The organism is Streptosporangium sp. CA-115845, assembly GCF_050943795.1.
Taxonomy (GTDB): Bacteria; Actinomycetota; Actinomycetes; order Streptosporangiales; family Streptosporangiaceae; genus Streptosporangium.
Window position 1 is genome coordinate 545,492 of record NZ_CP191988.1, and the last position, 22,937, is coordinate 568,428.

A 22,937-nucleotide genomic window follows, 5' to 3' on the forward strand; every position below is an offset into this window, starting at 1 on the left:
AACTTTTTGGTGATTGTGGGCGACTCTAATAGGAGACAGTTGGTCCGTTCCAAGATCGAAAACAGGGGCACGGTCCGGCTGCTGGCCAGCGATTTTGTCGGTTTCACTGACGTGAGGTTCAGAGGGCTGAGAAAATAGGGGGTTTGCGTGCCCGGCCTCCCGACTTACGCTGACGGCAGTACACGTGCGTGAGCAATGGCACCAGTGGGGATAACCCGGATACACGTGCGGAAGAGGCGTCCGATGGGTGCAGGCGAAAGACCTCTCAGCGAGGTGAAGTTCCTGACGGTGGCAGAAGTGGCCACTGTCATGAGGGTGTCCAAGATGACTGTGTACCGACTCGTGCATTCGGGCGAGCTGCCGGCCATCCGGGTCGGTCGATCCTTCCGGGTGCCTGAGCAGGCGGTGCACGATTATCTCAGGGATGCCTACATCGAGGCAGGTTGAGACAGGGGCTCGGCGCGCCGAGCCGAGCGGCCGGTGGAGGGAGCATCCGGCCGTGAGGTGGGCGAGGCGCGCTGACGGCTCGTGAGTCTGTCCCTTCCGGTCGTGCCGGAGCATGATTTCCGGTGCGACCGGTGTGTGACAGGTCTCTGTCTCGTCGAGGTAGCGACGTGTGCGCCACGTCGTGAGTTGATGTGCCCGGGGTCCCCCCCAGGGGCGATCTACCGTGGATCGCCGGTAGTCTGTTGTGCCGGTGTGCTATCGCATGCCGGTTTGACATTCTCGGCTACCAGCTACCTGGGGGTCCCGTGGGCTCTGTGATCAAGAAGCGTCGTAAGCGCATGGCGAAGAAGAAGCACCGCAAGCTTCTGAAGAAGACCCGCATCCAGCGGCGTAACAAGAAGTAACCGCGCGGATCTGCGAGGCGCCGATGACCCACACCGTGCTTGTCACCGGGGTCTCGCGCCACATCGGCGCCCGAGTGGCGAGCGTTCTCGCGGATGACCCGGACGTCGATCGGGTCATCGGAGTGGATACGGTGCCGCCGCCCTCGCTCTCACGTGATGGCGGCGTACCTCTCGGCCGGACGGAGTTCGTCCGCGTCGATCTGCGCAGCCCCGACATCGCGCAGGTGATCGCGGCCGCCGACATCGACACCGTCGTTCACATGAGCCTGGTGAGCGCTCCTCCCCGGAGCGGTGGCCGGGCACTCATGAAGGAGCACAACGTCATCGGCACCATGCAGTTGCTCGGTGCCTGTCAGCGGTCCGCGACGGTCCGCCGTGTCGTCATGCGCTCCACCACCGCCGTCTATGGTTCCTCTCCGCACGATCCCGCGGTCTTCACCGAGAACGCCGAGCCGGCCGAGCCGCCGAGCCACGGCTATGCCAAGGACGCCTCCGAGGTGGAGGGCTATGTCCGGGGCTTTGCCAGGCGGCGCCGCGACGTGGTCGTGTCGACGCTCAGGTTCGCCAACTTCATGGGGCCCGGTGTCGACTCCCCACTGACGCGTTACTTCGCCCAGCCCGTCCTGCCGACCGTGTTCGGGTTCGACCCGCGGCTGCAGTTCGTGCACGAGGACGACGCGGTCGAGGTGCTGCGGCGGATGGCGATGGAGGACCACCCCGGCACGTTCAACGTGGCCGGGGACGGCGTGCTGCTCCTGTCGCAGTGCGTGCGCCGGGTGGGCCTGCTCCCGATTCCGATGCCCTCTTCCGTCTTCGGTCTCATGGGCGACCTCGCCCGCGGTGCGGGGCTGGTCGACTTCTCCCCCGAGCAACTCCGCCTGATGTGTCACGGCCGGGTGGTCGACACCACCCTGCTGTCCGCGGCTCTCGGCTGGAAGCCGAGGTTCTCCACCGCCACCGCCTTCGAGGATTTCATCCGCGCGCGCGATCTGGCCGGTGGCCTTCCCGCCGCCATGATGGACATGCTGTCCCGGGCGGTGACGGAATGACCGGGACGGCAGGGGAGAGCCGGGAGGCCGAGGTGATTCCCATCACCCGCGCCCGCACCTTTGGCGAGCCCGTCTCCGAGGAGACGCCGGACGCGCCGGTGGGCGGAGGCGACGATCAGAGGTCGGCCGAACTGCTCGCCTTCCTGCGGCGCCGGGTGACCGGAGAGTACGAGGTCGACGAGTTCGGGTTCGATCCCGAGCTCACCGACAGGGTGCTGTTGGAGTTGATCCGCCCGCTGTACCGCCACTGGTTTCGCACCGAGGCCGTCGGCCTGCACAACGTGCCCGACGACTCCGGCGCCTTGATCGTGGCCAATCACTCGGGCACCCTCCCGCTTGACGGGCTCATGCTGCAGGTGGCCCTGCACGACGAACATCCCGCGCGCCGCGCGCTCCGCCTGCTGGGGGCCGACCTGGTCTACCGGCTCCCGGTGCTCGGGCACCTGTCCCGTAAGACCGGCCACACCCTGGCCTGTCGCGAGGACGCCGACCGGCTGCTCCGCAAGGGCGAACTCGTCGGCGTCTTTCCCGAGGGGTTCAAGGGGGTCGGCAAGCCGTTCTCCGATCGCTACCGGTTGCAGCGCTTCGGGCGGGGCGGCTTCGTCGCCTCCGCCATCCGCGCGGGCGTGCCGATCGTTCCCTGTGCCATCGTGGGCGCCGAGGAGATCTACCCCAAGATCGGTGACCTACGTCTCCTGGCCAGGGTGTTCGGCCTTCCCTACCTGCCGGTCACGCCACTGTTCCCCTGGTTCGGGATCCTCGGGCTGGTCCCGCTCCCGTCCAAGTGGATGATCAGCTTCGGTGAGCCGATCCGTACCGACGAGTTCGACCCGGCCGACGCCGACGACCCGATGCTGGTCCTCAACCTCACGGATCAGGTCCGGGAGACCGTCCAGCAGCAACTGGACGAGCTCCGGCTCCAGCGCGGCCACGCGTTCCCGCCCTTCTTCTGAGGCTCTCCGGCGTCCCGCCGATCCGGATGGAGACCTGTCGCGCGAGCGCGCGCCCAGCGGGCAAGCAGGGGCGGTTTTTATTAGTCACGACGTCTAACAACGGGTGCTTTCTGTCGGTATGGTGTGCTCAACATCGGTCTTCCGGATCAAGGGAGTGGTCATGGGCGCAGGCCGTACCGCGACAGGGGCCGCCATTGCCGGGCTGGCCGTGGGGGCGGTGCTGGGAGTCGCCGTACGGCGGCGCAGGGCGTACGCGGGCACGGTGCTCGGCGGGCACCGCGGCCGGTCGGCCACCGTCACCACCGGTGACGGCGTGCGGCTCGCGGTCGACATCGAGGAGGCCGGGGCGCCCGAGCTGGCTGTGATCTTCACGCACGGCTGGGTGATGAACAGGCACTGCTGGCACTTCCAGCGTGAGGCGCTCGCCGGTCGGGCCACCCTGATCTTCTACGACCAGCGTGGGCACGGCGCCTCCTCGGCAGGTGCCCTCGACGCCTGCACCGTCGACCGGCTTGGTGACGACCTCGCCGCGGTGATCGAGGCCACCGTGCCCGAGGGGCTGCCGGTGGTCCTCGTCGGCCACTCCATGGGCGGTATGACGGTCATGGCGTTCGCCGGGCGGCATCCGGAGACGTTCGCCGCCAGGGTGGCGGGAGTGGCCCTGCTGAGCACGTCGTCCGGGCAGCTGAGCGGCAGCACGTTCGGGCTCCCCGGGCCGATCGGGCGGCTCGCCCCGCGCGTCACGCCCCTCATGTTCGAACGCATGCTGGCCAGGGGCACGCTCATCGACCGCAGCGCGGCCCTCAAATCTCGCACCAACCTGCCGGTGACCCGGTACGTCGCCTTCGGGCCCCGAGCCCCGCGCGAGCAGGTGCGCTTCGTCAACGACATGGCCGCGGCCACCCCGACGGAGGTCATGGTCGGCTTCTTCCGTGACTTCCTCATCCACGACAAGCTGGCCGCGCTGGCCGCGTTCGGCGGGGTCGAGACGCTTGTCATGGTCGGGGACCGTGACCGTCTCACTCCACCGGCGCACAGCAGGCGCATCGCCGGCGCCCTGCCGGGCGCCAGGCTGGTCGTGTTCCCCGAGGCCGGCCACATGATCGGCCTGGAACGCCCGGAGGCCGTCAACCGGGAACTGTCCGCGCTGCTGGACCGGATCACGGCCGCCGGTACGGCAGGCTGACCGGAGCCGCACCGGGCCGTCCCGCGGGCGCCGGAGCGGCGGGTGGGTCAGCCGCCGGAACGGTAGTGGCGGCGCAGGGCGATGGCGGCGGCGACGCTCCCCGCGAGGGCCCCGGCGCCCGCCGCGATGGGCAGGCCGATCAAGGTCGCCTTACGCCCCGTGCGGAAGTCCTTCATCGCCCAGCCGTTCTCCCTGGCGAAGTCGCGCAACTCGGCATCGGGGTTGATCGCGGTGGCGTGGCCGACCAGGGAGAGCAGCGGCAGGTCGTTCGCCGAGTCGCTGTAGGCGGAGCAGCGGGTCAGATCGAGCCCCTCCCTGCGGGCCAGGGCCCTGACGGCCTCCGCCTTGGCCGGGCCGTGGAGCAGGTCGCCGACCAGGCGGCCGGTGTAGACGCCGTTCTCGGTCTCAGCGACGGTGCCGAGGGCACCGGTCAGGCCGAGGCGCTGGGCGATCACGCGGGCCAGCTCCACCGGGGTCGCGGTGACCAGCCAGACTCGCTGGCCGGCGTCGAGGTGCGCCTGCGCGATGGCGCGGGTGCCCGCCCAGATGCGGTCGGCCATCACCTCGTCGTAGATCTCCTCACCGAGCCGGACGATCTCCTCGACCTTGCTGCCCGCCACGAACGCCAGCGCGGTCTCCCTGGCCTCTGCGATGTGGGCCGGGTTCTCGTCGCCGCGGACCCGGAAGACCGCCTGGCCGAGCGCGAACCTGAACAGGTCCTTGCTGGTGAACAGGCCTCGGGAGGCGAGGCCCCGGGCGAAGTGGTAGATGGACGCGCCGCGCATCATGGTGTTGTCGACGTCGAAGAAGGCGGCGGCCACCGGGTCGGGTTCGGCCATCGGCATCGCCACGGCGGCCGCGGCCGCGACCTCCCCGGCCGCCTGCTCCCCGACCGTCGCCATTTCGCCCCGTCGTCGTAGTAGCCGCCTCATAGCACCTCAGCTTAACCGGGACACGGGGGGTAGATCGGTAGCCGCCGTGTTAGCCAAATGTGACGTCTCGGTGTCATACGGTATGGCACGACCCGGACGGAACAGGCTAATCGGGTGGGGCCAGCCCGTCGATGTAGTTGAGGTAGACGTGGGCCTTGATCCGATCCTCGGCATCCATCTTGGGGATCATCCCACTGATCTGGGTGCGCTGTTTCTGGACGAAGCGCCTGAGCTCCCTGGCGTTCGCGGCGTCACGGCGCCGGACCTGCCGCAGGGAGGTCACCGCGGAGCGAGTGGTGTCCTCCATCGCCTGGAGGGTCTCCCCGATCATGTCCTCGCGCTCGCCGGAGCCCAGGAGCTCCTCGACCTCGCGGGCGCGGGTCTCCGCGTAGCCGAAGGAGCGGCCGGCCCGCTCGGCCTCGTCGGTGCTCAGGTGGAACAGCGTCCTCTCGGCCGCACGCTTGAGCGGGTAGAAGGTGTCACCGGGCATCGACCGGGAGGTCCATATACCGGAGGTGATCATCGCGGCCACCAGGACGACGCTCAGCAACTGCGTGAACAGCCCCGTACGAGGTCTGCGCCGGGAGTGGCGCGGGCCGGTCGGCGGCCGCTCCGAGAGGTCCTCTCCGGGAGGGGGCTGGGTGAGCTGCTCGCGGAGCCTGGCGTGGAACTCGGGACGGGGGGTGGCCGCCATACGGTTACCGAGGCGCGACACGCGGTTTTGGATGTGAGCCTGCGATCTCCGTGAGATTCCGGGCAGCCACTTCCCCATGAACGCTCCCTGCCGCCCCCAGCTCATGATCCATCGGTGTCACTTGCCTAACGACGACTCCGCGCGTCAGGTTACGCGCCGCACCGGCATCGGCATGGTGAACAATCCTCTTGTGCCCGGCCGGACGCGGGATTCTTCCCGCAGGCTCCCCCGGGCGAGGTCTTCGAGGGCGGGGTAAGGGGCGCGGACGCGGCGTCAGCCCAGGTCCGAGGGGAGCGCGCGGGCCAGGGAGCGGATCGCGCGGAACTGCAGCGCCTTGATCGCGCCGCTCTTCTTGCCCATGATGAGCGCGGTCTCCGCCAGTGACATACCGTGCAGGAAGCGCAGTACCACGCACTCCTGCTGCTCTGGGCCCAGGTCGCGGACGGCGCTGAGCACCCGGTCGCTGATCATCGAGATGACGACGGCGTTCTCCGGGATATGCGGGCCGTCGAGCGGGGTGTCGATCACCTCGGCCGTTGTGACCTCAAGACGGTACCTGCCGGACTTGAAGTGATCGGTGATCAGGTTCCTCGCGATGGTCACGAGCCAGGCCCCGAAATCACGCCCTTGCCACGTGAAGTCAGTGATCCGGCGGAGCGCGCGGAGAAAGGTCTCGCTCGTGAGATCCTCGGCCAGCGGGTGTGAGCCGACCCGGAAATAGACATAGCGGTAGACCAGGGTGAGGTAGCGATCATAGAGCGTGCCAAAAGCATCCGTGTCTCCGGTTTTGGCACGCAAAACGAGCCTCCGGAGTTCTTCGGAGGCGTCCTCACGCAGAGTGAGGTCGTTACTGCGGACGGGCTGGGCCATCCCGACGGTCGTGGGGAGGTGCCCGGCGAGCGGCCACGTTTCAGGCATCCGGTATCCCTGAGGGGAAGGGGGTACGGCGTGCCTGATCACTCTAGGAAACCAAGCGGTAATTCCACAATCCACTTCGAAGCGCCGTGACTGGGGGTAATCACCAGATACGGTGTTGGGTCGGTTGTTTCACGCCGACTCCGGTAGCCGACCGAGGGCTCGGCTACCGGTTAGGGGGTAATGTCCGGCAGCATTGGAGACACCATGGAAGTCCTCGTCGCTGTCATCGCCTTCGCCGGTGCATTGCTCGCCGTCATTGCCACCGGTGCTCTCATCAGCCGTCTTCGCAGTGAGCCCAAGGGCTGGCTGATCGCCTGGAGCATCACGACGGCTTCTCTCTCCGTCTCACTCGGAGTAATCGCCATCGGCTACCTGACCGGGTTTGAGGCAGGAATATTTCGTGTTTATCAACTGACCGGATCCATGCTGGCGCCCCTGTGGCTGGCTGTCGGAGCCATCCAGCTGCTGGCCCGTAAGGGCACGGCCAGGTTCGCCTCGTGGCTCCTGGGGATCGCACTCACCGTCATCGCGACGGTGATCCTGGCGGTCGACCCGGTCCTGCAGGACAAGGACTTCGCCAAGGTCCTCCCGCTGGGTAGCCACCACTGGGACCTGCCGTCGAAATACCTGCTGCTCGTCGTCCACGTGATCGTCGCGATCGTGCTGCTTGCCGGACTGCTGCTCGCGGTCGTGCGCTGGCGCGGCGGCGACGACTACGACGCCGACAACATGCACGCGCTCCTGGTGCTCGGCCCCACCGGTCTCGCCCTGGTGGGAGCCGTCAGCTTCGCGGTGCCCGGAATGTTCACCGCGCTGCTGCTCTTCGTCACCGCCGCCGCCGTCTGGTACGCCATGCTCCGTCCGCTCGCGCCCTACGAGGACGACGACGAGGAGGCCGAGGACGACGACTGGGAGAAGCGTCTCCCGACACTCCGGCCCCCCGAGTACCAGCCCCGCGACGTGCAGGTCGCCGGACGCAGGATGTCCCAGGAGGCCCCTGGCGGCCGGACCCTGGCCGAGGAGCCTCCCCGCCGCTCCGGGCTCGGCGACCTCGTCGCCGAGTACCGCGCGGGCGACCAGGACGTCGACTACGCGGCGCGCATGGGGCAGCAGCCTCTGCCGAGCGACGACAGGTTCGGCGGACCCGCCACCGGGATGTTCATGGCGGGTGAGTACGGCATGCCCTCTCCCGACCAGCCGTTCGGCGGCGACCTCGGCAGACGGGGTGGCCCCCCCGGGGGACAGCCGCCGGTCACCGGTCAGTTCGGCATGCCGGCCGGGGGGCCGGCGACCGGTGAGTACGACATTCCGGCCCACGAGTTCGGCAGGCACGGGACTCCCGGTCCCGGCAGGCAGTCCGGCCCGGGCACCGGTGAGTTCGGCCGGCCCGCCGGGCCCGCCACCGGTGAGTTCGGCAGGCCGGGCAGTCTCCAGCCCATGCCCGCCGACCAGGCGTTCGGCGGCGCGCCCTCCCCGGGCATGGACCAGGGGCGAGGCGGTTTTCACGGCTATGACCAGGCATTCGGCGCCGCCCCCGCAAGCGGTGCCATGTACCCGGGTGGACCGGGCGGGGCGGGTGACCTGCCGGGCGGCTCGGGCCGTCCCTCCCCGAGCATCTTCGGCATGCTGACCGTCTTCACCCTCCTCGACGGCACCGGCGAGAGGTTCGACCGGCTCGCCGAGGAGACCGTCGAGGCGGTACGCCGATCCGAGCCGGACACGCTCATCTACGCCTGCCACTCGGTGAAGTCGGCGCCGCTCCAGCGCATCGTCTACGAGATCTACCGTGACGAGGTCGCCTACAGCGACCATCAACGCCAGCCGCACACCGAGCGCTTCGTCACCGAGCGCCAGCCGATGGTGCTCGCCACCAACATCATCGAGATCACCATGAACGCCGCGAAGGTGATGCCGCTCCCGACGGCCTTCAGGCCGTGACCGCGGCGCGCGGGCGGTGGTCGTCCGCGCGCCGGATCAGGAGAGACGTCTCAGGCGCCGAGGGCGGCGCGGAGGCGGTTCTCGTCGACGCGCCAGAAGTCGTGCTGCACGCCGTCGACGAAGGTGACCGGGATCATCTCCCAGTACCGTGCCTGATCCTCCGCTGAGGCCGTGATGTCGCGTTCCTCCCACGGGACGCCGAGTTCGGCGGCGACCCGTTCGATCACCGCCCGCGCGTTGTCGCACAGGTGGCAACCGGGTTTGCCGAGCAGGGTGATGCGATGGTCTCGGGGTGACATGACCGCCACGGTAGCCGAGTCAGGGCGCCACACCGGACTGCCCGCCGGTCCGCGTGGTGGGCGGTGGGCAGTCCGGTGATGGCCCTCGGGGACCTGCCGGAGGCGCAGGTCAGGGCCCTGATGAGGGGGTCGGACCGCGAACCGGAGGAGGGGGTGGCCAAGATTGTGAACACTCACTTTGTGCACCGGTTCACAAAAGGACTAATCTGAATGACAGTGGCCTCACCTCGTCATCCGTCGCGTCCGGGCCGCGCCGGTCGCCTGTCCCCCTGGAGCTCCGGCACGTGATCCGCCGTCTGTCCCAAGCCCGCGAACGCGGCATACCCGAGGCGACCGTCGCCCGGCTGCCGCTCTATCTGCGAGCGCTGAACGGCATGGCCGAGCGTGGCCTGGCGACCGTGAGCTCGGAGGACCTGGCCGTCGCGGCCGGTGTCAACTCCGCCAAGCTTCGCAAGGACCTCTCCCACCTCGGGTCGTACGGCACCCGAGGGGTCGGTTACGACGTCGAATATCTGATCTACCAGATCTCCCGTGAGCTGGGTCTCACCCAGGACTGGGCCGTTGCCATCGTCGGAGTGGGTAACCTCGGTCGTGCGCTCGCCAACTACGGCGGGTTCGTCTCCCGAGGATTCAGGGTCGCGGCGCTGCTCGACGCGGACCCCGAAGTGGTGGGCGACCACATCGCGGGATTGAATGTGGAGCACATCGACGAGCTGGAAGCCGTGATACGACGGCGGGGAGTGTCGATCGTGGTGCTTGCGACACCGGCTGTGGCGGCCCAGCAGGTGGCCGACCGGGTCGTTGCCGCGGGGGTCACCAGCATCCTGAACTTTGCCCCCGTTGTACTTTCTGTTCCAGAAGGTGTCGATATCCGTAAAGTCGACCTATCGATTGAACTACAGATCCTTGCGTTCCACGAGCAACGTAAGACGGATCGGATGACTGGGGGGCCCGCGATGGCCGAGGAGTGGCCCGAGGCGGTGGACTTGTGAGGGAGCACCGCACACGAACTGACGGGCACACACTCTTCAGGCCTTCCCGGGCGACCACGATGAGCATGATCACTACGACGCGTACCACGGACATGGAGCCGACGAGGGTGGACCGCACCCTCTCGGGGAAGGCGGTGGAGGGGCGATGAGCGTTCTCGTCGTCGGCCTGAGCCACCGCACGGCCCCGGTGGCCCTGCTGGAACGGGTCTCCGTCTCCGGTGACTCGCTGGTGAAGCTGCTCCAGGACGTCCACCGGGATGTCCACGTCGTCGAGGCCATGGTCGTCTCGACCTGCAACCGGGTCGAGGTCTACGTCCAGGTCGACCGGTTCCACGCCGCGGTGACGTCGATCTCCTGGCTGCTCAGCACCCATTCCGGCGTCCCCATGGACGAGCTGGCCGCCCACCTCTACGTGCACTACGAGGACCGCGCGATCGAGCACCTGTTCTCGGTCGGCTCGGGCCTGGACTCGATGGTCCTGGGCGAGGGGCAGATCCTCGGTCAGGTGCGTTCGGCGCTCAGGCTGGCCCAGGAGGAGGGCACGCTCGGCCCGACGCTCAACGAGCTCGTCCAGCAGTCACTGCGGGTGGGCAAGCGCTCGCACACCGAGACCGGCATCGACCGGGCCGGTGCCTCCCTCGTCGCGGTCGGGCTCACGCTCGCCGAGCGGACCCTCGGCCCTCTCAGCGGGAAGCGGGCCCTGGTGGTCGGCGCGGGCTCGATGAGCGCCCTGTCGGCCGCGACCCTGCAGCGGGCGGGCCTCACCGACATCGTGGTGGTCAACCGGACCCACGATCGCGCGGTGCGGCTGGCGCAGACGGTCGGCGGCCGGGCCGCCGAGTTCGGTGAGCTGGAGAGCGAGCTGGCGGGGGCGGACCTGGTCATCTCCTGCACCGGCGCCACCGACCTGGTCATCACCGCCGACATGGTGACCCCCCGTCAGATGTTCATACTGGACCTGGCCCTGCCGCACGACGTCGATCTCGCCGTACGGCGGCTGCCCGGCGTGACGCTGGTCGACCTGGAGTCCATGCAGGAGAGCGGGGTCGACGCGGGCACCGACGACGGCGGCCGGGCCGAGGCCGTCACCTCCGTGCGCGGCATCGTCGCCGAGGAGGTCGCCGCCTACCTGTCGGCCGAGCGCGCCGCGCGCGTCACGCCGACCGTGGTGGCGCTGCGGAGCAAGGCGGCACAGGTGGTCGAGACGGAGCTCGAGCGGCTCGTCGGGCGGGTTCCCGAACTCGACGGGCGGGTCAGGGCCGAGGTCACCCAGACCATCAGGCGGGTGGTCGACAAACTGCTTCACGAGCCCACCGTGCGTGTCAAGCAGCTGGCGGAGTCTGCGGCGGGCGATCATTATGCGGAAGCACTCCGCGAACTGTTCAATCTTGACCCGAAGGTTCCCGAAGCGGTGCGGCGTATCGAGACGATCGACGTCGAGCCGGGTAGGAACACCGAGCCGAGCAAGAAGGAGGCAGGCCTGTGAGCAGCGTTTCTCCTCCGCTCCGGCTGGGAACGAGGCGGAGCGTCATGGCGACCACGCAGTCGGGCCTGGTCGCCGCCCGCCTTACCGAGCTGACCGGCAGGGCCGTCGAGCTCGTCGGCGTCGTCACCCTGGGCGACGTGACCAAGGGCGATCTCACCCAGCTCGGCGGCACGGGCGTCTTCATCAGCGCGCTACGTGACAAGCTGATCGACGGTGAGATCGACTTCGCGGTCCACTCGCTGAAGGATCTGCCCACCACACCCGACCCACGGGTGGTCATCGCGGCGATCCCGCCGCGCGACGACCACAGGGACGCTCTGGTGGGCGTCGCCAAGCTGGCCGACCTGCCATCCGGTTCGAAGATCGGCACGGGCTCCCCGCGCCGGATCGCCCAGCTCCGGATGCTCCGTCCCGACCTTGAGTGCGTCCCCATCCGGGGCAACGCCGAGACCCGGATCGCCAAGGTGACCTCCGGCGAGCTGCAGGGGGTCGTGCTCGCCGCCGCCGGGCTCGGCAGGCTGGGGCGAGAGGCCGAGATCTCCCAGATCTTCGAGGTCGAGGAGATGTTGCCCGCCCCGGGGCAGGGAGCGCTGGCCGTGGAATGCCGCTCCGACCGGGGCGACATGGTCGAGCTGCTGAGCGTGCTCGACGATGCCCGTACCCGTGCCGAGGTCACTGCCGAGCGCGCGGTGCTCAACACCCTGGAGGCCGGGTGCGCCGCCCCGCTGGGCACGTACGCGGTCTCCCGCGGGGGAGATCTGGTTTTGACCGCCGCTGCCGTCGCCGTCGACGGCAGGCGGGCGGTGCGCAAGTCCGCCGTCGGCAGCTCTTCTGCGCCCATGGATCTCGGTCGCGACCTCGCGACCGAGATGATCGCCGAAGGGGCCGGCACGTTGATAGGGGAGCAAGCACATTGAGCTCCAGAAGTACCACCTTCGAGCACCCGTCAGGGTTCGTCGCCTTCGTAGGAGCGGGTCCCGGCGATGAGGAGTTGCTCACGCTACGCGGTGCCGAACTGCTCTCCAGAGCGGACATCGTCATCCTCGACCAGGAGGCGTACGGCCCGCTGCTACGCCACTGTCGCGAGGGCGTCGAGGTCATCGGCGCGGCAGAGGAGGGCGCCGTCTCGCTGAAGGCCGTCAAGGCGGCCAAGAGCGGGAGCTGTGTCGTGCGGCTGTGCGCGGGTGACCCGATGTTCTTCTCCTCGATCACCGAGGAGGTCGCGGCCTGTGCCAAGGCGGAGGTGGACTTCGAGATCGTCCCCGGGGTGCCCCCGGCGACGGCGGTGCTCACCTATGCCGGGATCCCGGCCGCGGTGTCGGTGCCCGAGTTCCGGGTGGTGGACGCGACCCAGATCAAGGACTGGTCCGCCTACGCCGCGGGAGCGGGCACTCTGGTGATCTACAACGGTATCGCCGAGGCGGTCCCGATCGGCAAGGCGCTGATCGCGGCAGGCCGTCCCGACTCGACGCCGGTGGCGATCAGCAGCGCGGGTACCACGACCGAGCAGCACACCGTGGTGACCACGCTGGGCCGGATCGGGCCCGATCTCAAGCACGCCGGGATGGTCGAGCCCGCGCTGATCGTGATCGGGGAGGCCGTCGGCATGCGCGACCGGCTGTCCTGGTTCGAGACCAAACCGCTGTTCGGCTGGCGGGTGCTGGTGCCCAGGACCAAGGAGCAGTCGGCCGGCCTGGTCGACCAGCTGCGTTCGTACGGCGCGGTGCCCGAGGAGGTCCCCACGATCTCCGTCGAGCCGCCGCGCACCCCGCAGCAGATGGATCGGGCGATCAAGGGCCTGGTCACGGGGCGCTACGAGTGGGTGGCCTTCACCAGCGCGAACGCGGTCAAGGCGGTGCGCGAGAAGTTCGAGGAGTACGGCCTGGACGCCCGCGCGTTCGCCGGGCTCAAGGTCGCGGCCGTGGGCGAGAGCACCGCGCGGGCCCTGGTGGAGTTCGGCGTCAGGCCCGATCTGATGCCGTCCGGCGAGCAGTCGTCGGAGGGCCTGCTGGTCGAGTGGCCCCCGTACGACTCGATGCTCGACCCGATCAACCGGGTGCTGCTGCCGCGTGCCGACATCGCGACCGAGACGCTGGTGGCCGGGCTGATCGAGCTCGGCTGGGAATGCGACGACGTGACGGCTTACCGGACCGTCCGCGCCGCGCCGCCGCCCGCCCCCACCCGCGAGGCGATCAAGGGCGGTGGGTTCGACGCGGTGCTGTTCACCTCGTCGAGTACCGTCCGTAACCTGGTCGGCATCGCGGGCAAGCCGCACAACGTCACGGTCATCGCCGTGATCGGCCCGCAGACCGCCAAGACCGCGGAGGAATTCGGGCTCAGGGTCGACGTCATGGCCGACAAACCTTCGACTTCCGCCCTCGCGGCGGCGCTGGCGGAGTACGGTGCCAAGCAGCGGCAGGCCGCGGTCATGGCGGGGGACGTTCCCCGCAGGCCCTCGCAGACCCGAAGAGGGGCCCGGCGCCGCGCCAAGTAACCTTGAACAAGGCGGCTGCCCGCGCGAAAAGGGCGGGCAGGCCGTGCTCGACGGTCCCGCGCGAGCGCGCCGGGCCGTGACCGGCGGCGCCCCGGCAGACGGTGCGTCGCCACAGGTGGTGGGGCGTGGTGACCGGAGTGCCGCGGAACGCGGTGCGTGATGTGCGGTGCCGGGCGGCGCGCCATGAGACAGCGGCGCGTCGCGGCGAGCGGTGAGCCGGCACACATCGAGCTTCTCCGGCCCGCAGTCCCCTACCGGCCGGGGGAAGAGGGAGACACCATGACGGCCCAGTTCCCTGTCGCACGCCCGCGAAGGCTCCGTCGCACGGCACCGATGCGCCGGATGGTGGCCGGCACCCGGCTGCACCCGGCGGAACTGGTGCTGCCGATGTTCGTGAAGGAGGACATCGACCAGCCGAACCCGATCGGCTCGATGCCCGGAGTGTTCCAGCACACCCGCGACTCGCTGCGCAAGGCCGCCCACGAGGCGGCCGAGGCAGGGGTGGGCGGCCTCATCCTGTTCGGCATCCCCGCGGTGAAGGACGGCAGGGGGTCGGCGGCCGACGACCCGGAGGGGATCGTCCAGCGAGCCGTCGCCGATCTGGTCTCCGACGTGGGTGACACGATGGTCGTGATGACCGACACCTGCCTGGACGAGTTCACCGACCACGGGCACTGCGGCATCCTGACCGGTGAGGGAGAGGTCGACAACGACGCCACCCTGGAGCGCTACGCGGCCGCGGCGGTGGCCCAGGCACGGGCCGGATCGCAGGTGATCGCGCCGAGCGGCATGATGGACGGCCAGGTGGCGGCGATCAGGGCGGCCCTGGACGGTGACGGCTTCGAGCAGGTCCCGATCCTCGCGTACTCGGTCAAGTACGCCTCGGCGTTCTACGGCCCGTTCCGCGAGGCGGCCGAGTGCGCTCCGCGGTTCGGCGACCGCAACGCCTACCAGCAGGACGCGGCGGGACCGGTCGGGGAGGCGCTGCGCGAGGTGCGGCTGGACCTCGACGAGGGCGCCGACGCCGTCATGGTCAAGCCGGCCCTGGCCTACCTCGACATCCTGCGCCAGGTGCGCGACGCCGTGGACGTGCCGGTGGCGGCGTACCAGGTCAGCGGCGAGTACGCCATGGTCGAGGCCGCCGCCGCGAACGGCTGGATCGACCGGGATCGGGTGATCATGGAGTCGCTGGTCGCGATCCGCAGGGCGGGGGCCGACATGATCCTCACCTACTGGGCGACCGAGGCCGCCGCGAAGCTGAGATGAGATCGGCGGCACGTACCGAGAACTGGAGGTTCGTCGCTTGCTGGAGATACGTGTGCGTTAGAGTGCGATAACCGGTGCGGATGTGTCCCAGGTGGCGTAGACCCTGGGGGGTTTGACGTTCCCACTGACCAGAGTGTGGACAGGTCGTCGCATCCGGGTGGCACGCGGGATGCGCGGACGACGGAGGACACAATGGTCGGGGTACCGATGGTTCGTCGAAACAGACGACATGGCCATTCGAAGCAGATGATCAGTTCTGTGCTGGAGTACGCCGAGCTGGGCTGGGCGAGCTGCCTGGGCGCGCGGCCGCTGAGAGGCGGTTCGCGCTCCTGCTCCTGTGACCGCGTCGGCTGTCCCGACCCGGGACGCCACCCTCTCTCGGTGGCCTGGCAGATGCAGGCCACCACCGACCCCACCCTGCTGACCAACTGGTGGCGGTACGAACCCGAGGCGAATGTGATTCTCCCCACGGGGCGGGTGTTCGACGTGTTCGACGTACCGCTCGCCGCGGGGCGCACCGCCCTCGCGAGCATGGACTCCGCCGGAGCAGCCTCGGGCCCGGTCGCCGTCAACGGCGACCGGGCCCTGTTCTATGTGGCCACCCGTAACGTCTCCGACGACGAGGACGAGTGGTGGTCCTGCGCCCTCGACTTCGGCCCGTCCACCATCGACGAGATGCCCGGCCTGCGCTGGCACTGCCGCGACAGCTACGTCCTCGCCCCGCCCTCGCTCCTGCCCGGTGGCCAGCACTGCTCGTGGCTGCGCCCGCCGGACGGCCGCCCGTTGCCCGATCCGCTCCGCGTCCTGGAGTTTCTCGCCGACGTCTGCGAGTGACTCTGGTACGGGGAGCAGTCGCCCGGTCAGGGAGAGCCCCCCAGGCCCGCCTCGCGGGCGCGGACGATCGCCTGGGCGCGGTCGGCCACCTGGAGCTTCATGAAGATGTTGGAGACGTGGTTGCGCACGGTCTTGCCGGACAGGAAGAGGAGCCCGGCGATCTCGCTGTTGCCCTTGCCCTGGGCGACCAGCCCGAGCACCTCCCGCTCCCGCTCGGTGAGCTCGGGGAAGGCGGTACGTGACGGATCGGGCATGCCGGTGAAGTAGGCCAGGACGCGGCGGGCGATCTCGGGCCCGTAGATGGCCTCGCCGGCGGCGACGGCGTGTACGGCGCGGGCGATCTCCTCGGCGCCGGCCTCCTTGAGCAGGTAACCGCGGGCCCCGGCGCGCATCGCGGCGAACACCGAGTCGTCGTCGCGGAACATGGTCAGCACCAGCACCCCGATCCGCGGGCTGGTTCTGATGATCGTCCTGGTCGCCTCGATGCCGTTGCCGCCGGGCATCTGCAGATCCATCACGACCACGTCGGGCTGGAGCTCGGCGGCCAGCGTCACGGCCTCCTGGCCGCCGACGGCCTCCCCGACGACCTCGATGTCCATGGCCCCCAGCAGGCCGCGAAGACCCTGCCGGAAGATCGGATGGTCGTCCACGATCAGTACCGTGATCACTTGGCCTCCTCCACCGGCAACCTGGCGATCACCTCCGCGCCGCCGCCCGGCCCGCGGCCGATCACACATGAGCCTCCCACCTCTGCCGCCCGCTCGCGCATCGAGGTCAGCCCCACGCCCGCGACCGGGTTCTCGGGCAGGCCGATCCCGTCGTCGGCGACCTCCACGCGCAACTCGCCCGGCAGGCGGCGCAGCCGGATGAGGACGGTGGTCGCGCCGGCGTGGCGGCGGGCGTTGGTGAGCGCCTCCTGGGCGATGCGGTAGGCGGCGACCTCGACGGCCGCGGGCAGGTCGTCCAGCGGGCCGTCCACGGTCACCGCGGTCTCCCCGGCCGCTGCGCGCAGCGCGCCCTCCAGACCCAGGTCGTCCAGCGCGGGCGGGCGCAGGCCGTACACCAGCTCGCGGACCGACGCGATCGTCGCGATCATCTCCTCGCGGATCCGGACCAGCAGCTTCTCGACGGCCCGAGGGTCGGTGTCGAGCCTTTTCCGCGCCTCGTCGAGGGCGAATGTGACGCTGGTCAGCGCCGGGCCGAGCCCGTCGTGCAGTTCCCTGCCCAGCCTGCGGCGCTCCTCGTCCCGGGTGGACCGGATGCGTTCCCGGGAGCGGTGCAGGTCGGCGGTGAGCCGTACGGCGTGCGCCAGCTCGGCGAGGTGCCTGGCGAGCACCTCCATCGGCTCGCGGCCCGGCCGAACCCCCGCCACCATCAGGGTCCCGACCCAGTCCGCGTGCCAGAACAGCGGCGTCTCCGCCGCCCCCTGCCGAAGCTCCCCGTCGGTGAACACGCGCGTCGCGCCCCGCCCGGTGCGGACCTCGACGCCGACCCCGGTGGCTCCCAGCGCCCCGCGGATCAGGGCCACGGCCTCGCCGAGGGCCGCCGCCGGGTCCTGTGCCCCCTGCCCGGTACGGCCGAGCAGGCCGACGACCCGGTAGGGGTCGCGTTCGACGGCGAAGGCCCGGTCCACCAACCGCTGCAGGCGTAGCCGCGCCGGGTGGAAGAGACCGCCCACGGCCAGTGCGGAGATCAGCCCGGCGCCCTGGCTCAGGTCGCTGGCCAGGGCACCGGCCAGCCAGATCAGCCCGAAGTAGACGCCTCCGGTGACCGCGACGAGGGATCCGTAGACCAGCGCCCGGTTGAGCACGACGTCGATGCCGTAGAGGCGGTAGCGCAGCACCGACGCGATGATCGACAGGGGCACTCCGGCCATGAAGAGGGTCTCCGTGGCCTTCAGCAGCCAGGATCCGGTCGCCACCCGGAGGATCCAGGAGAGCAGGAGCACCACCAGCGCGCCGACGTACCAGGCGATCTGGCGCCGGAGCTCGGTGTCGCCCGACCGGTAGCGGAAGACCAGCGAGAGCACGCCGAGCGCGGTGAGCGCCATCATCGGGGCGCCGATGTACGACTCCACGACCGGGGAGATCTCACGCAGCGCCTCGACGCCGAAGGGGTTCGCGATCGGGAGCTGGAGCTCGAACTCGGGATCCGGGGCCAGTCCCAGGAACAGCGAGTGCCCGACCATGAGGACCAGGTTGGCGTACAGGACCGGCCGCCAGCGCCGGGAGGGCAGCCGGCCGTCGGGGAAGAGCAGCGGCAGCAGCGAGATGAACACCGGAACGTGCCACAGCCACAGCCACAGTGCCAGCCACCCGAGGTAGGGGGTGATCCCTTCGGGGTCGGTGAGGTAGAGCCAGTGGGCGGCGCTGTAGATCAGGTAGTAGAGGGCGCCGACCACCCCGCTGGTCCAGAGCAGCCAGGGGACGAGCAGCCGGGGCCGGCGGGTGATGAGGAAGGCGCCGGCGGCCGGGAACAGGATGGCCGTCGGATCCAGGGTGATGAAGTCCTCGCGCCAGGTCGAGGCGCTCAGCTCGACCAGCCAGACCGCCAGGAGGTTGCCGACCGGCGCCAGCACCGCGCCGGTCCAGACGAGAACGGCCAGCGCCGTCCGCCGCCGGTCCCCCACGGCGTCTCCGTCCACCGGTGAGGTCATGGAGTTCTCGTCCCTGGGGAAGGTCACGGCGTCTGCGGTCGTGGGCTCTTTGCCGGTGGAGGAGGTCGTTGTGTCTCCGTTCCCGGGGACGGTCACGGTGCCCGCGATCGTGGGGGAGGTCATGCCGGCTCCTTGTCCGTGAGTGAGATCGTGAGGTCTTCGTCCGTGGAGGAGATCACCGCGCCTCCGTTCCGAGGGGGAGCCGGGCGACGACCTCGGTGCCGCCGCCGGGACGCGGCCCGATCGTGCACGAGCCGCCCGTCTCCGCCGCCCGTTCGCGCATGGAGAGCAGGCCCACGCCACCGCGGACCCTTTCCGGCAGGCCGATCCCGTCGTCGGCGATCGAGAGCCGCACCTCACCTGCCACCGCCATGCCGCCGGACTTGCCTCCGGTGACCGTGGGCTCGACGCCCTCGGTCTCGGCCCGTAGCACCTCGGCCCGTACCAGGGCGGTGGTGGCCTGGGCATGGCGGCGGACGTTGGTGAGCGCCTCCTGGGTGATCCGGTAGGCCGCCACCTCCACCGCCGGGGGTACGTCGTCCAGCGGGCCGGCCAGCGCGATGTCCACCCGGGGTCCCGGCGCGTTGGCCAGCGAGCGTAGCGAGTCGGCCAGGCCGAGGTTCTTCAGCGTGGGCGGGCGCAGGCCGTACACCAGGTCCCTGACGTCGGCGATCGCGGTGCCCATCTGGTCGCGCACGCGGATCAGCAGCCCCTCCGTGGCCTCGGGGTCCCGTTCCAGCCGGAGCCTGGCCTCGTCCACGGTCATCGCCAGGCTGGCCAGTGTCGGCCCCAACCCGTCGTGCAGGTCGCGGCGGAGCCTGCGCCGCTCCTCCTCCCGGGTGGTGAGGATGTGCTCCCTGGACCGCCGGAGGTCCGCGGTGAGCCGTACGGCGTGCGCCAGCTCGGCCAGGTGCTGGGCCAGCACGTTCAGCAGGTCCGGTGCGGGGGCGGGGCCGTTGCTGAGCAGTCGCCCGACCGGTTCCCCATGCCAGACCAGCGGGGTCTCGACCGGCCGTTCCCCCAGCTCGCCGTCGGCGACGGTGCCACCGTTGACCTCGACGGCCACGCCGTCGGCACGCAGTGCCTGGCGGATCAGTACCACGGCGGTGGCCAGCCCCTCGGCGGGATCGACGGCCTCCTGCAGGGTGCGGCTCAGCCGGTCGGCCACCCGGTAGGGGTCGTGCTCGACCCGGAGCAGCCGGCTCACGGCACGCCGCAGACGCAGCCGTACCGGGCGGAAGATCGCGCCCACGATCAGCGCCGCGACGAGCCCGGCCACCGGGTCCTCGGCGCCGGACAGCGCGCGGGTCAGCCAGGTCAGGCCGGAGTAGATCCCGCCGGCGACCAGCGCCAGCGTGCCGTAGACCAGGACGCAGCTGAGCACGGTGTGGACGCCGGATGGTTGGGCAGCGGGGGGCTGTGCGGGGGGCGTCGTGACTGCCATGAGGGCAGGATCTCCCAGGTGATGTCCCGCTGTCCCGGGGCAGATGTCCCGTTCTGGAATGATTTTTCTGGGTCTCACTGGTTCACGGGTGTGTCTGGTGGGGAAGGCTCGGGTGGCGCTTCCCGGCTCTGTCCCTCCGGGGGTGCGAACCCGGGGCGGGAACGCCGCAGGCGGAGGCTCGTCCCGCGGTGACTACCCTGGTGGGCGTGAGCCGTACTGAGAACTCCGAGGACCTGTTCGCCCGCGCACGTGAGATCGTTCCGGGAGGTGTCAACTCCCCGGTCCGCGCCTTCGGAGCCGTCGGCGGCACGCCGCGCTTCATGGCGTCGGGGCAGGGGCCCTACATCACCGACGTGGACGGCAACCGCTACGTCGACCTGGTCTGCTCGTGGGGGCCGATGATCCTCGGTCACCGGCATCCCGCCGTGATCGAGGCCCTTCAGGAGGCGCTGCGCGACGGCACCTCGTTCGGTACGGCGACGGCCGGCGAGGTCGAGCTCGCCGAGGAGATCGTCGCCCGGGTCGACCCGGTGGAGAAGGTCCGCCTGGTCAGCTCCGGCACCGAGGCCACCATGTCCGCGGTACGGCTGGCGCGCGGCTTCACCGGCCGATCCAAGATCATTAAGTTCGCCGGCTGCTACCACGGCCATGTCGACGCCCTGCTCGCCTCGGCCGGTTCCGGCCTGGTGACCTTCGGCCTGCCCGACACCCCCGGCGTGACCGGCGCCTCGGCCGCCGACACCGTGGTGCTGCCGTACAACTCGATCGAGGCGGTCACCGAGGCGTTCCAGGCGTTCGGCGCCGAGATCGCGTGCGTGATCACCGAGGCGTGCCCGGCCAACATGGGCGTCGTCCCGCCGCTGGACGGGTTCAACGCCAGGCTGCGGGAGCTGTGCACCGCGCACGGCGCCCTGCTGATCATCGACGAGGTGCTCACCGGCTTCCGGGTCTCGGAGGCGGGCTGGTACGGGCTCGACCCGGTCGACGCCGACCTGATGACCTTCGGCAAGGTGATGGGCGGTGGCCTGCCCGCCGCAGCGTTCGGCGGTCGCGCCGACGTGATGGCCCACCTCGCTCCCGAGGGGCCGGTCTACCAGGCGGGCACCCTGTCCGGAAACCCGCTGGCCTGTGCCGCCGGCCTGGCCACCCTGCGCGCCTGCGACGAGGGCGTCTACGACCGGGTGGACGCCGCCGCCCTGGTCATCGGCCGCGCCGCCGCCGACGCGCTGGCCGCCGCCGGGGTGCCGCACCGCCTGCAGCGTGCCGGGAGCCTGTTCTCCATCTTCTTCACGGACGAGCGGGTGGTCGACTTCGACACCGCCCAGAGGCAGAACACCGCCGCCTATCGGGCGTTCTTCCACTCGATGCTCGACCAGGGGGTCTACCTGCCGCCGTCGGCGTACGAGGCCTGGTTCCTGTCCGCGGCCCACGACGACGAGGCCCTCTCCCGGATCGCGGACGCCCTTCCCGCCGCGGCCAAGGCCGCCGCTTCCGTTTCCGCTTAGCGGGCGGCCTGCTCGGGTTCTTCCTGCCGGGTGGGTGTTCCGGGCGGCCGTTGTTCTGGAGGGCCGGGGCTCCCTTGTGGGCCGACTGCTCTATCGGGTGTGTTCGCGCTCCGGTGGGCGGGTGTTCCGGGCGGCCGTCGTTGGTCGCGGTCTTGTGGGTGCAGGCCTTCGGCCTGGCGGGCGCGCTGGTTGCGGATTTTTATAAGCCGCCCGGAACACCCGCCCACCTCCGCGCACCCCTTGTCTCGCCGTACGGCCTGCGGGCCGTAGCCGCTTTCCTGCGGGCCGCTCATTGGGCTCTTTGACGCTGAAGCGATCCGTACGGGGGCGTTCTGGGTCCATCGTCGTAGCTGAAGCGCCGGTGCGGGAAGGAGCGCAGGGGGCTCGCCGTGGTTCGTCAGGCCTGTCGTGATTTGCCGTCGCTGGTCGGCTTGTTGTGGCTTGGCTCGGGGGCGAGTGTGATCGTCTAAGAGGGCACCTCACACCGCGACTCGGGCCGCCGCCGCGACCGGAGGGACCGCCACTGCGACCGGAGGGAGGGGTACGCCTCGGGAGAGGAACTTCGGTCAGATGGGTCAGTTGGAGAGGGGGCCGGGTCCGTCAGGTCCGTCGGTTCTGTTGGCTCCGTCGGTTCTGTTGGTTTCGTTGGTTGGGAGGTGGAACCAGACGGCGGTGCCTGCTTCGGGGTCGTGGTGGGTGCCCCAGGCGGTGGCCATGGCCTCGACCAGGAGCAGGCCGCGTCCGCCGTCGCTGTCGAGTTCGGCCGCGCGGACGAAGGGGAGGCTGGTCGCCGAGCCGTCGTCGATGACCTCGGCGTGGATCATGCCGCCGCCCAGGCCCAGGCAGACCGTGATCGATCCTGCTGCTGTCCTTCCGGAGTCGGAGTGCACGATGGAGTTCGTCACGACTTCGCTGAGCAGGAGCACCACGTCGTCGAGGGCGGAGTCGTCGACTCTTCCGGTGAGCAGGTCTCGTGCCCAGGCGCGGACCGTCGCGACCGAGCAGGCCAGGCCCGCGAACTCGGCGTGACCCAGCGGGTGCAGTACGGCCCAGCGCGCTGCGGTTGCCCGCCGGCGTTCGTAGCGGCAGGTGGCCTGCCCGTAGGTGTTCATGCGATCGCCGCCGAGACGATGACGTCGGCGGCGTTGTCGGCCCCGGCCCAGACGCCTTCGCCCGGCCGCCACACCCTGGCCCACCAGGGCCGCCAGACGAACACCCACCCACAGGCCCGCCGGATGACCGCGATCCGGACGCGGGTCTCGCCCGCCGCCATCACCTCCAGCACCGGCTGCCCCACCTGGGGCAGCACCAGCGAGGTGCTCACCCCCAGGCCCCGCAGGTCCCAGCCCAGCCGCACCAGGTGAATCAACTGCTCTTGCGGATCACGTTCCTTCACAACTAGCCCTTCTGTTGCCATTTTGACTGGCATGTCACTACTTT

22 protein-coding genes are annotated in these 22,937 nt (G+C 70.1%); 13 read left to right on the top strand and 9 right to left on the bottom strand.

Features of this window, described 5'->3' with window-relative positions:
* The first annotated feature begins 243 nt into the window (after positions 1–243).
* The 5 genes from ACQP0P_RS04615 (at position 244) to ACQP0P_RS04635 (ending at position 4,039) form a co-directional block, all read left to right on the top strand.
* Positions 244–447 (top strand): helix-turn-helix domain-containing protein, encoded by a 204-nt coding sequence (locus tag ACQP0P_RS04615; RefSeq protein ID WP_012887307.1) that lies wholly within the window; start codon positions 244–246, stop codon positions 445–447.
* Positions 448–752: 305 nt separating this feature from the next.
* The gene (locus ACQP0P_RS04620; RefSeq protein WP_018654693.1) at positions 753–851 is read left to right on the top strand and encodes a 30S ribosomal protein bS22; all 99 of its coding nucleotides are present in this window, start codon (positions 753–755) and stop codon (positions 849–851) included.
* A gap of 23 nt (positions 852–874) precedes the next feature.
* Positions 875–1,900, top strand: coding sequence for an NAD-dependent epimerase/dehydratase family protein (locus ACQP0P_RS04625; protein WP_433371301.1), 1,026 nt, complete (start codon positions 875–877; stop codon positions 1,898–1,900).
* Positions 1,897–2,853, top strand: a complete 957-nt coding sequence (locus tag ACQP0P_RS04630; RefSeq protein ID WP_433371304.1) for a lysophospholipid acyltransferase family protein — start codon at positions 1,897–1,899, stop codon at positions 2,851–2,853. The genes ACQP0P_RS04625 and ACQP0P_RS04630 overlap by 4 nt, the downstream gene beginning before the upstream one ends.
* Positions 2,854–3,013: 160 nt before the next feature.
* Positions 3,014–4,039: an alpha/beta fold hydrolase gene (locus ACQP0P_RS04635; protein ID WP_433371307.1), complete on the top strand. Its 1,026-nt coding sequence runs from the start codon at positions 3,014–3,016 to the stop codon at positions 4,037–4,039.
* 47 nt (positions 4,040–4,086) lie between these two features.
* On the opposite strand, the gene ACQP0P_RS04640 is transcribed toward ACQP0P_RS04635, so the two are convergent.
* The 3 genes from ACQP0P_RS04640 to ACQP0P_RS04650 form a co-directional block, all read right to left on the bottom strand.
* Positions 4,087–4,941 carry an HAD family hydrolase gene (locus ACQP0P_RS04640; protein WP_433371310.1) on the bottom strand — a complete coding sequence of 285 codons (855 nt, stop codon included), beginning with the start codon at positions 4,939–4,941 and terminating at the stop codon, positions 4,087–4,089.
* A 136-nt stretch (positions 4,942–5,077) separates the two neighbouring features.
* Positions 5,078–5,665, bottom strand: coding sequence for a DUF5667 domain-containing protein (locus tag ACQP0P_RS04645; RefSeq protein ID WP_433371312.1), 588 nt, complete (start codon positions 5,663–5,665; stop codon positions 5,078–5,080).
* Positions 5,666–5,938: 273 nt separating this feature from the next.
* Positions 5,939–6,583, bottom strand: a complete 645-nt coding sequence (locus ACQP0P_RS04650) for a sigma-70 family RNA polymerase sigma factor (protein ID WP_051752836.1) — start codon at positions 6,581–6,583, stop codon at positions 5,939–5,941.
* 204 nt (positions 6,584–6,787) lie between these two features.
* Between ACQP0P_RS04650 and ACQP0P_RS04655 the strand changes: the two genes are divergently transcribed.
* Positions 6,788–8,521, top strand: a complete 1,734-nt coding sequence (locus ACQP0P_RS04655; protein ID WP_433371315.1) for a putative quinol monooxygenase — start codon at positions 6,788–6,790, stop codon at positions 8,519–8,521.
* 50 nt (positions 8,522–8,571) lie between these two features.
* On the opposite strand, the gene ACQP0P_RS04660 is transcribed toward ACQP0P_RS04655, so the two are convergent.
* Positions 8,572–8,820, bottom strand: a complete 249-nt coding sequence (locus ACQP0P_RS04660; RefSeq protein ID WP_433371318.1) for a glutaredoxin family protein — start codon at positions 8,818–8,820, stop codon at positions 8,572–8,574.
* Between the two features lie 284 nt (positions 8,821–9,104).
* On the opposite strand from ACQP0P_RS04660, the gene ACQP0P_RS04665 reads away from it, so the two are divergent.
* The 6 genes from ACQP0P_RS04665 (at position 9,105) to ACQP0P_RS04690 (ending at position 15,892) form a co-directional block, all read left to right on the top strand.
* Positions 9,105–9,812, top strand: a complete 708-nt coding sequence (locus tag ACQP0P_RS04665; RefSeq protein ID WP_433371320.1) for a redox-sensing transcriptional repressor Rex — start codon at positions 9,105–9,107, stop codon at positions 9,810–9,812.
* 145 nt (positions 9,813–9,957) lie between these two features.
* The gene (locus tag ACQP0P_RS04670; protein ID WP_433371323.1) at positions 9,958–11,298 is read left to right on the top strand and encodes a glutamyl-tRNA reductase; all 1,341 of its coding nucleotides are present in this window, start codon (positions 9,958–9,960) and stop codon (positions 11,296–11,298) included.
* A 44-nt stretch (positions 11,299–11,342) separates the two neighbouring features.
* Entirely contained in the window at positions 11,343–12,215 is an 873-nt protein-coding gene (gene hemC / locus ACQP0P_RS04675) for a hydroxymethylbilane synthase (RefSeq protein WP_433371326.1), read from the top strand.
* Positions 12,212–13,792 carry a uroporphyrinogen-III synthase gene (locus ACQP0P_RS04680; RefSeq protein WP_433371329.1) on the top strand — a complete coding sequence of 527 codons (1,581 nt, stop codon included), beginning with the start codon at positions 12,212–12,214 and terminating at the stop codon, positions 13,790–13,792. Before hemC ends, ACQP0P_RS04680 begins: the two co-directional genes overlap by 4 nt.
* A gap of 279 nt (positions 13,793–14,071) precedes the next feature.
* On the top strand, positions 14,072–15,058 hold the full coding sequence (gene hemB / locus ACQP0P_RS04685; protein WP_433371332.1) for a porphobilinogen synthase: 987 nt from the start codon (positions 14,072–14,074) through the stop codon (positions 15,056–15,058).
* Between the two features lie 192 nt (positions 15,059–15,250).
* Positions 15,251–15,892, top strand: a complete 642-nt coding sequence (locus ACQP0P_RS04690; protein ID WP_433371335.1) for a bifunctional DNA primase/polymerase — start codon at positions 15,251–15,253, stop codon at positions 15,890–15,892.
* 26 nt (positions 15,893–15,918) lie between these two features.
* Here ACQP0P_RS04690 and ACQP0P_RS04695 read toward each other — a convergent pair whose 3' ends face one another.
* The 3 genes from ACQP0P_RS04695 to ACQP0P_RS04705 are packed head-to-tail and all read right to left on the bottom strand — an operon-like array spanning position 15,919 to position 19,992.
* Positions 15,919–16,560 carry a response regulator gene (locus tag ACQP0P_RS04695; protein ID WP_433371337.1) on the bottom strand — a complete coding sequence of 214 codons (642 nt, stop codon included), beginning with the start codon at positions 16,558–16,560 and terminating at the stop codon, positions 15,919–15,921.
* Positions 16,557–18,671 (bottom strand): sensor histidine kinase, encoded by a 2,115-nt coding sequence (locus ACQP0P_RS04700; protein WP_433371340.1) that lies wholly within the window; start codon positions 18,669–18,671, stop codon positions 16,557–16,559. Before ACQP0P_RS04700 ends, ACQP0P_RS04695 begins: the two co-directional genes overlap by 4 nt.
* A gap of 52 nt (positions 18,672–18,723) precedes the next feature.
* Positions 18,724–19,992, bottom strand: coding sequence for a sensor histidine kinase (locus ACQP0P_RS04705; protein ID WP_433371342.1), 1,269 nt, complete (start codon positions 19,990–19,992; stop codon positions 18,724–18,726).
* A 206-nt stretch (positions 19,993–20,198) separates the two neighbouring features.
* Between ACQP0P_RS04705 and hemL the strand changes: the two genes are divergently transcribed.
* On the top strand, positions 20,199–21,497 hold the full coding sequence (gene hemL / locus ACQP0P_RS04710; RefSeq protein WP_433371345.1) for a glutamate-1-semialdehyde 2,1-aminomutase: 1,299 nt from the start codon (positions 20,199–20,201) through the stop codon (positions 21,495–21,497).
* A 575-nt stretch (positions 21,498–22,072) separates the two neighbouring features.
* Here hemL and ACQP0P_RS04715 read toward each other — a convergent pair.
* The gene (locus tag ACQP0P_RS04715; RefSeq protein ID WP_433371348.1) at positions 22,073–22,609 is read right to left on the bottom strand and encodes an ATP-binding protein; all 537 of its coding nucleotides are present in this window, start codon (positions 22,607–22,609) and stop codon (positions 22,073–22,075) included.
* Positions 22,606–22,893, bottom strand: coding sequence for a hypothetical protein (locus ACQP0P_RS04720; protein ID WP_433371351.1), 288 nt, complete (start codon positions 22,891–22,893; stop codon positions 22,606–22,608). Before ACQP0P_RS04720 ends, ACQP0P_RS04715 begins: the two co-directional genes overlap by 4 nt.
* Positions 22,894–22,937: the final 44 nt, after the last annotated feature.

What these genes read in the sequence shown, in the direction of transcription:
- ACQP0P_RS04615 (WP_012887307.1), top strand. Translation starts at nt 244, where the DNA reads ATGGGTGCAGGCGAAAGACCTCTCAGCGAGGTGAAGTTCCTGACGGTG.
- ACQP0P_RS04625 (WP_433371301.1), top strand. Translation starts at nt 875, where the DNA reads ATGACCCACACCGTGCTTGTCACCGGGGTCTCGCGCCACATCGGCGCC.
- ACQP0P_RS04630 (WP_433371304.1), top strand. Translation starts at nt 1,897, where the DNA reads ATGACCGGGACGGCAGGGGAGAGCCGGGAGGCCGAGGTGATTCCCATC.
- ACQP0P_RS04635 (WP_433371307.1), top strand. Translation starts at nt 3,014, where the DNA reads ATGGGCGCAGGCCGTACCGCGACAGGGGCCGCCATTGCCGGGCTGGCC.
- ACQP0P_RS04640 (WP_433371310.1), bottom strand. Translation starts at nt 4,941, where the DNA reads ATGGCGACGGTCGGGGAGCAGGCGGCCGGGGAGGTCGCGGCCGCGGCC.
- ACQP0P_RS04645 (WP_433371312.1), bottom strand. Translation starts at nt 5,665, where the DNA reads ATGGCGGCCACCCCCCGTCCCGAGTTCCACGCCAGGCTCCGCGAGCAG.
- ACQP0P_RS04650 (WP_051752836.1), bottom strand. Translation starts at nt 6,583, where the DNA reads ATGCCTGAAACGTGGCCGCTCGCCGGGCACCTCCCCACGACCGTCGGG.
- ACQP0P_RS04655 (WP_433371315.1), top strand. Translation starts at nt 6,788, where the DNA reads ATGGAAGTCCTCGTCGCTGTCATCGCCTTCGCCGGTGCATTGCTCGCC.
- ACQP0P_RS04660 (WP_433371318.1), bottom strand. Translation starts at nt 8,820, where the DNA reads ATGTCACCCCGAGACCATCGCATCACCCTGCTCGGCAAACCCGGTTGC.
- ACQP0P_RS04670 (WP_433371323.1), top strand. Translation starts at nt 9,958, where the DNA reads ATGAGCGTTCTCGTCGTCGGCCTGAGCCACCGCACGGCCCCGGTGGCC.
- hemC (WP_433371326.1), top strand. Translation starts at nt 11,343, where the DNA reads ATGGCGACCACGCAGTCGGGCCTGGTCGCCGCCCGCCTTACCGAGCTG.
- hemB (WP_433371332.1), top strand. Translation starts at nt 14,072, where the DNA reads ATGACGGCCCAGTTCCCTGTCGCACGCCCGCGAAGGCTCCGTCGCACG.
- ACQP0P_RS04690 (WP_433371335.1), top strand. Translation starts at nt 15,251, where the DNA reads ATGGTCGGGGTACCGATGGTTCGTCGAAACAGACGACATGGCCATTCG.
- ACQP0P_RS04700 (WP_433371340.1), bottom strand. Translation starts at nt 18,671, where the DNA reads ATGACCTCCCCCACGATCGCGGGCACCGTGACCGTCCCCGGGAACGGA.
- ACQP0P_RS04705 (WP_433371342.1), bottom strand. Translation starts at nt 19,992, where the DNA reads ATGGCAGTCACGACGCCCCCCGCACAGCCCCCCGCTGCCCAACCATCC.
- ACQP0P_RS04715 (WP_433371348.1), bottom strand. Translation starts at nt 22,609, where the DNA reads ATGAACACCTACGGGCAGGCCACCTGCCGCTACGAACGCCGGCGGGCA.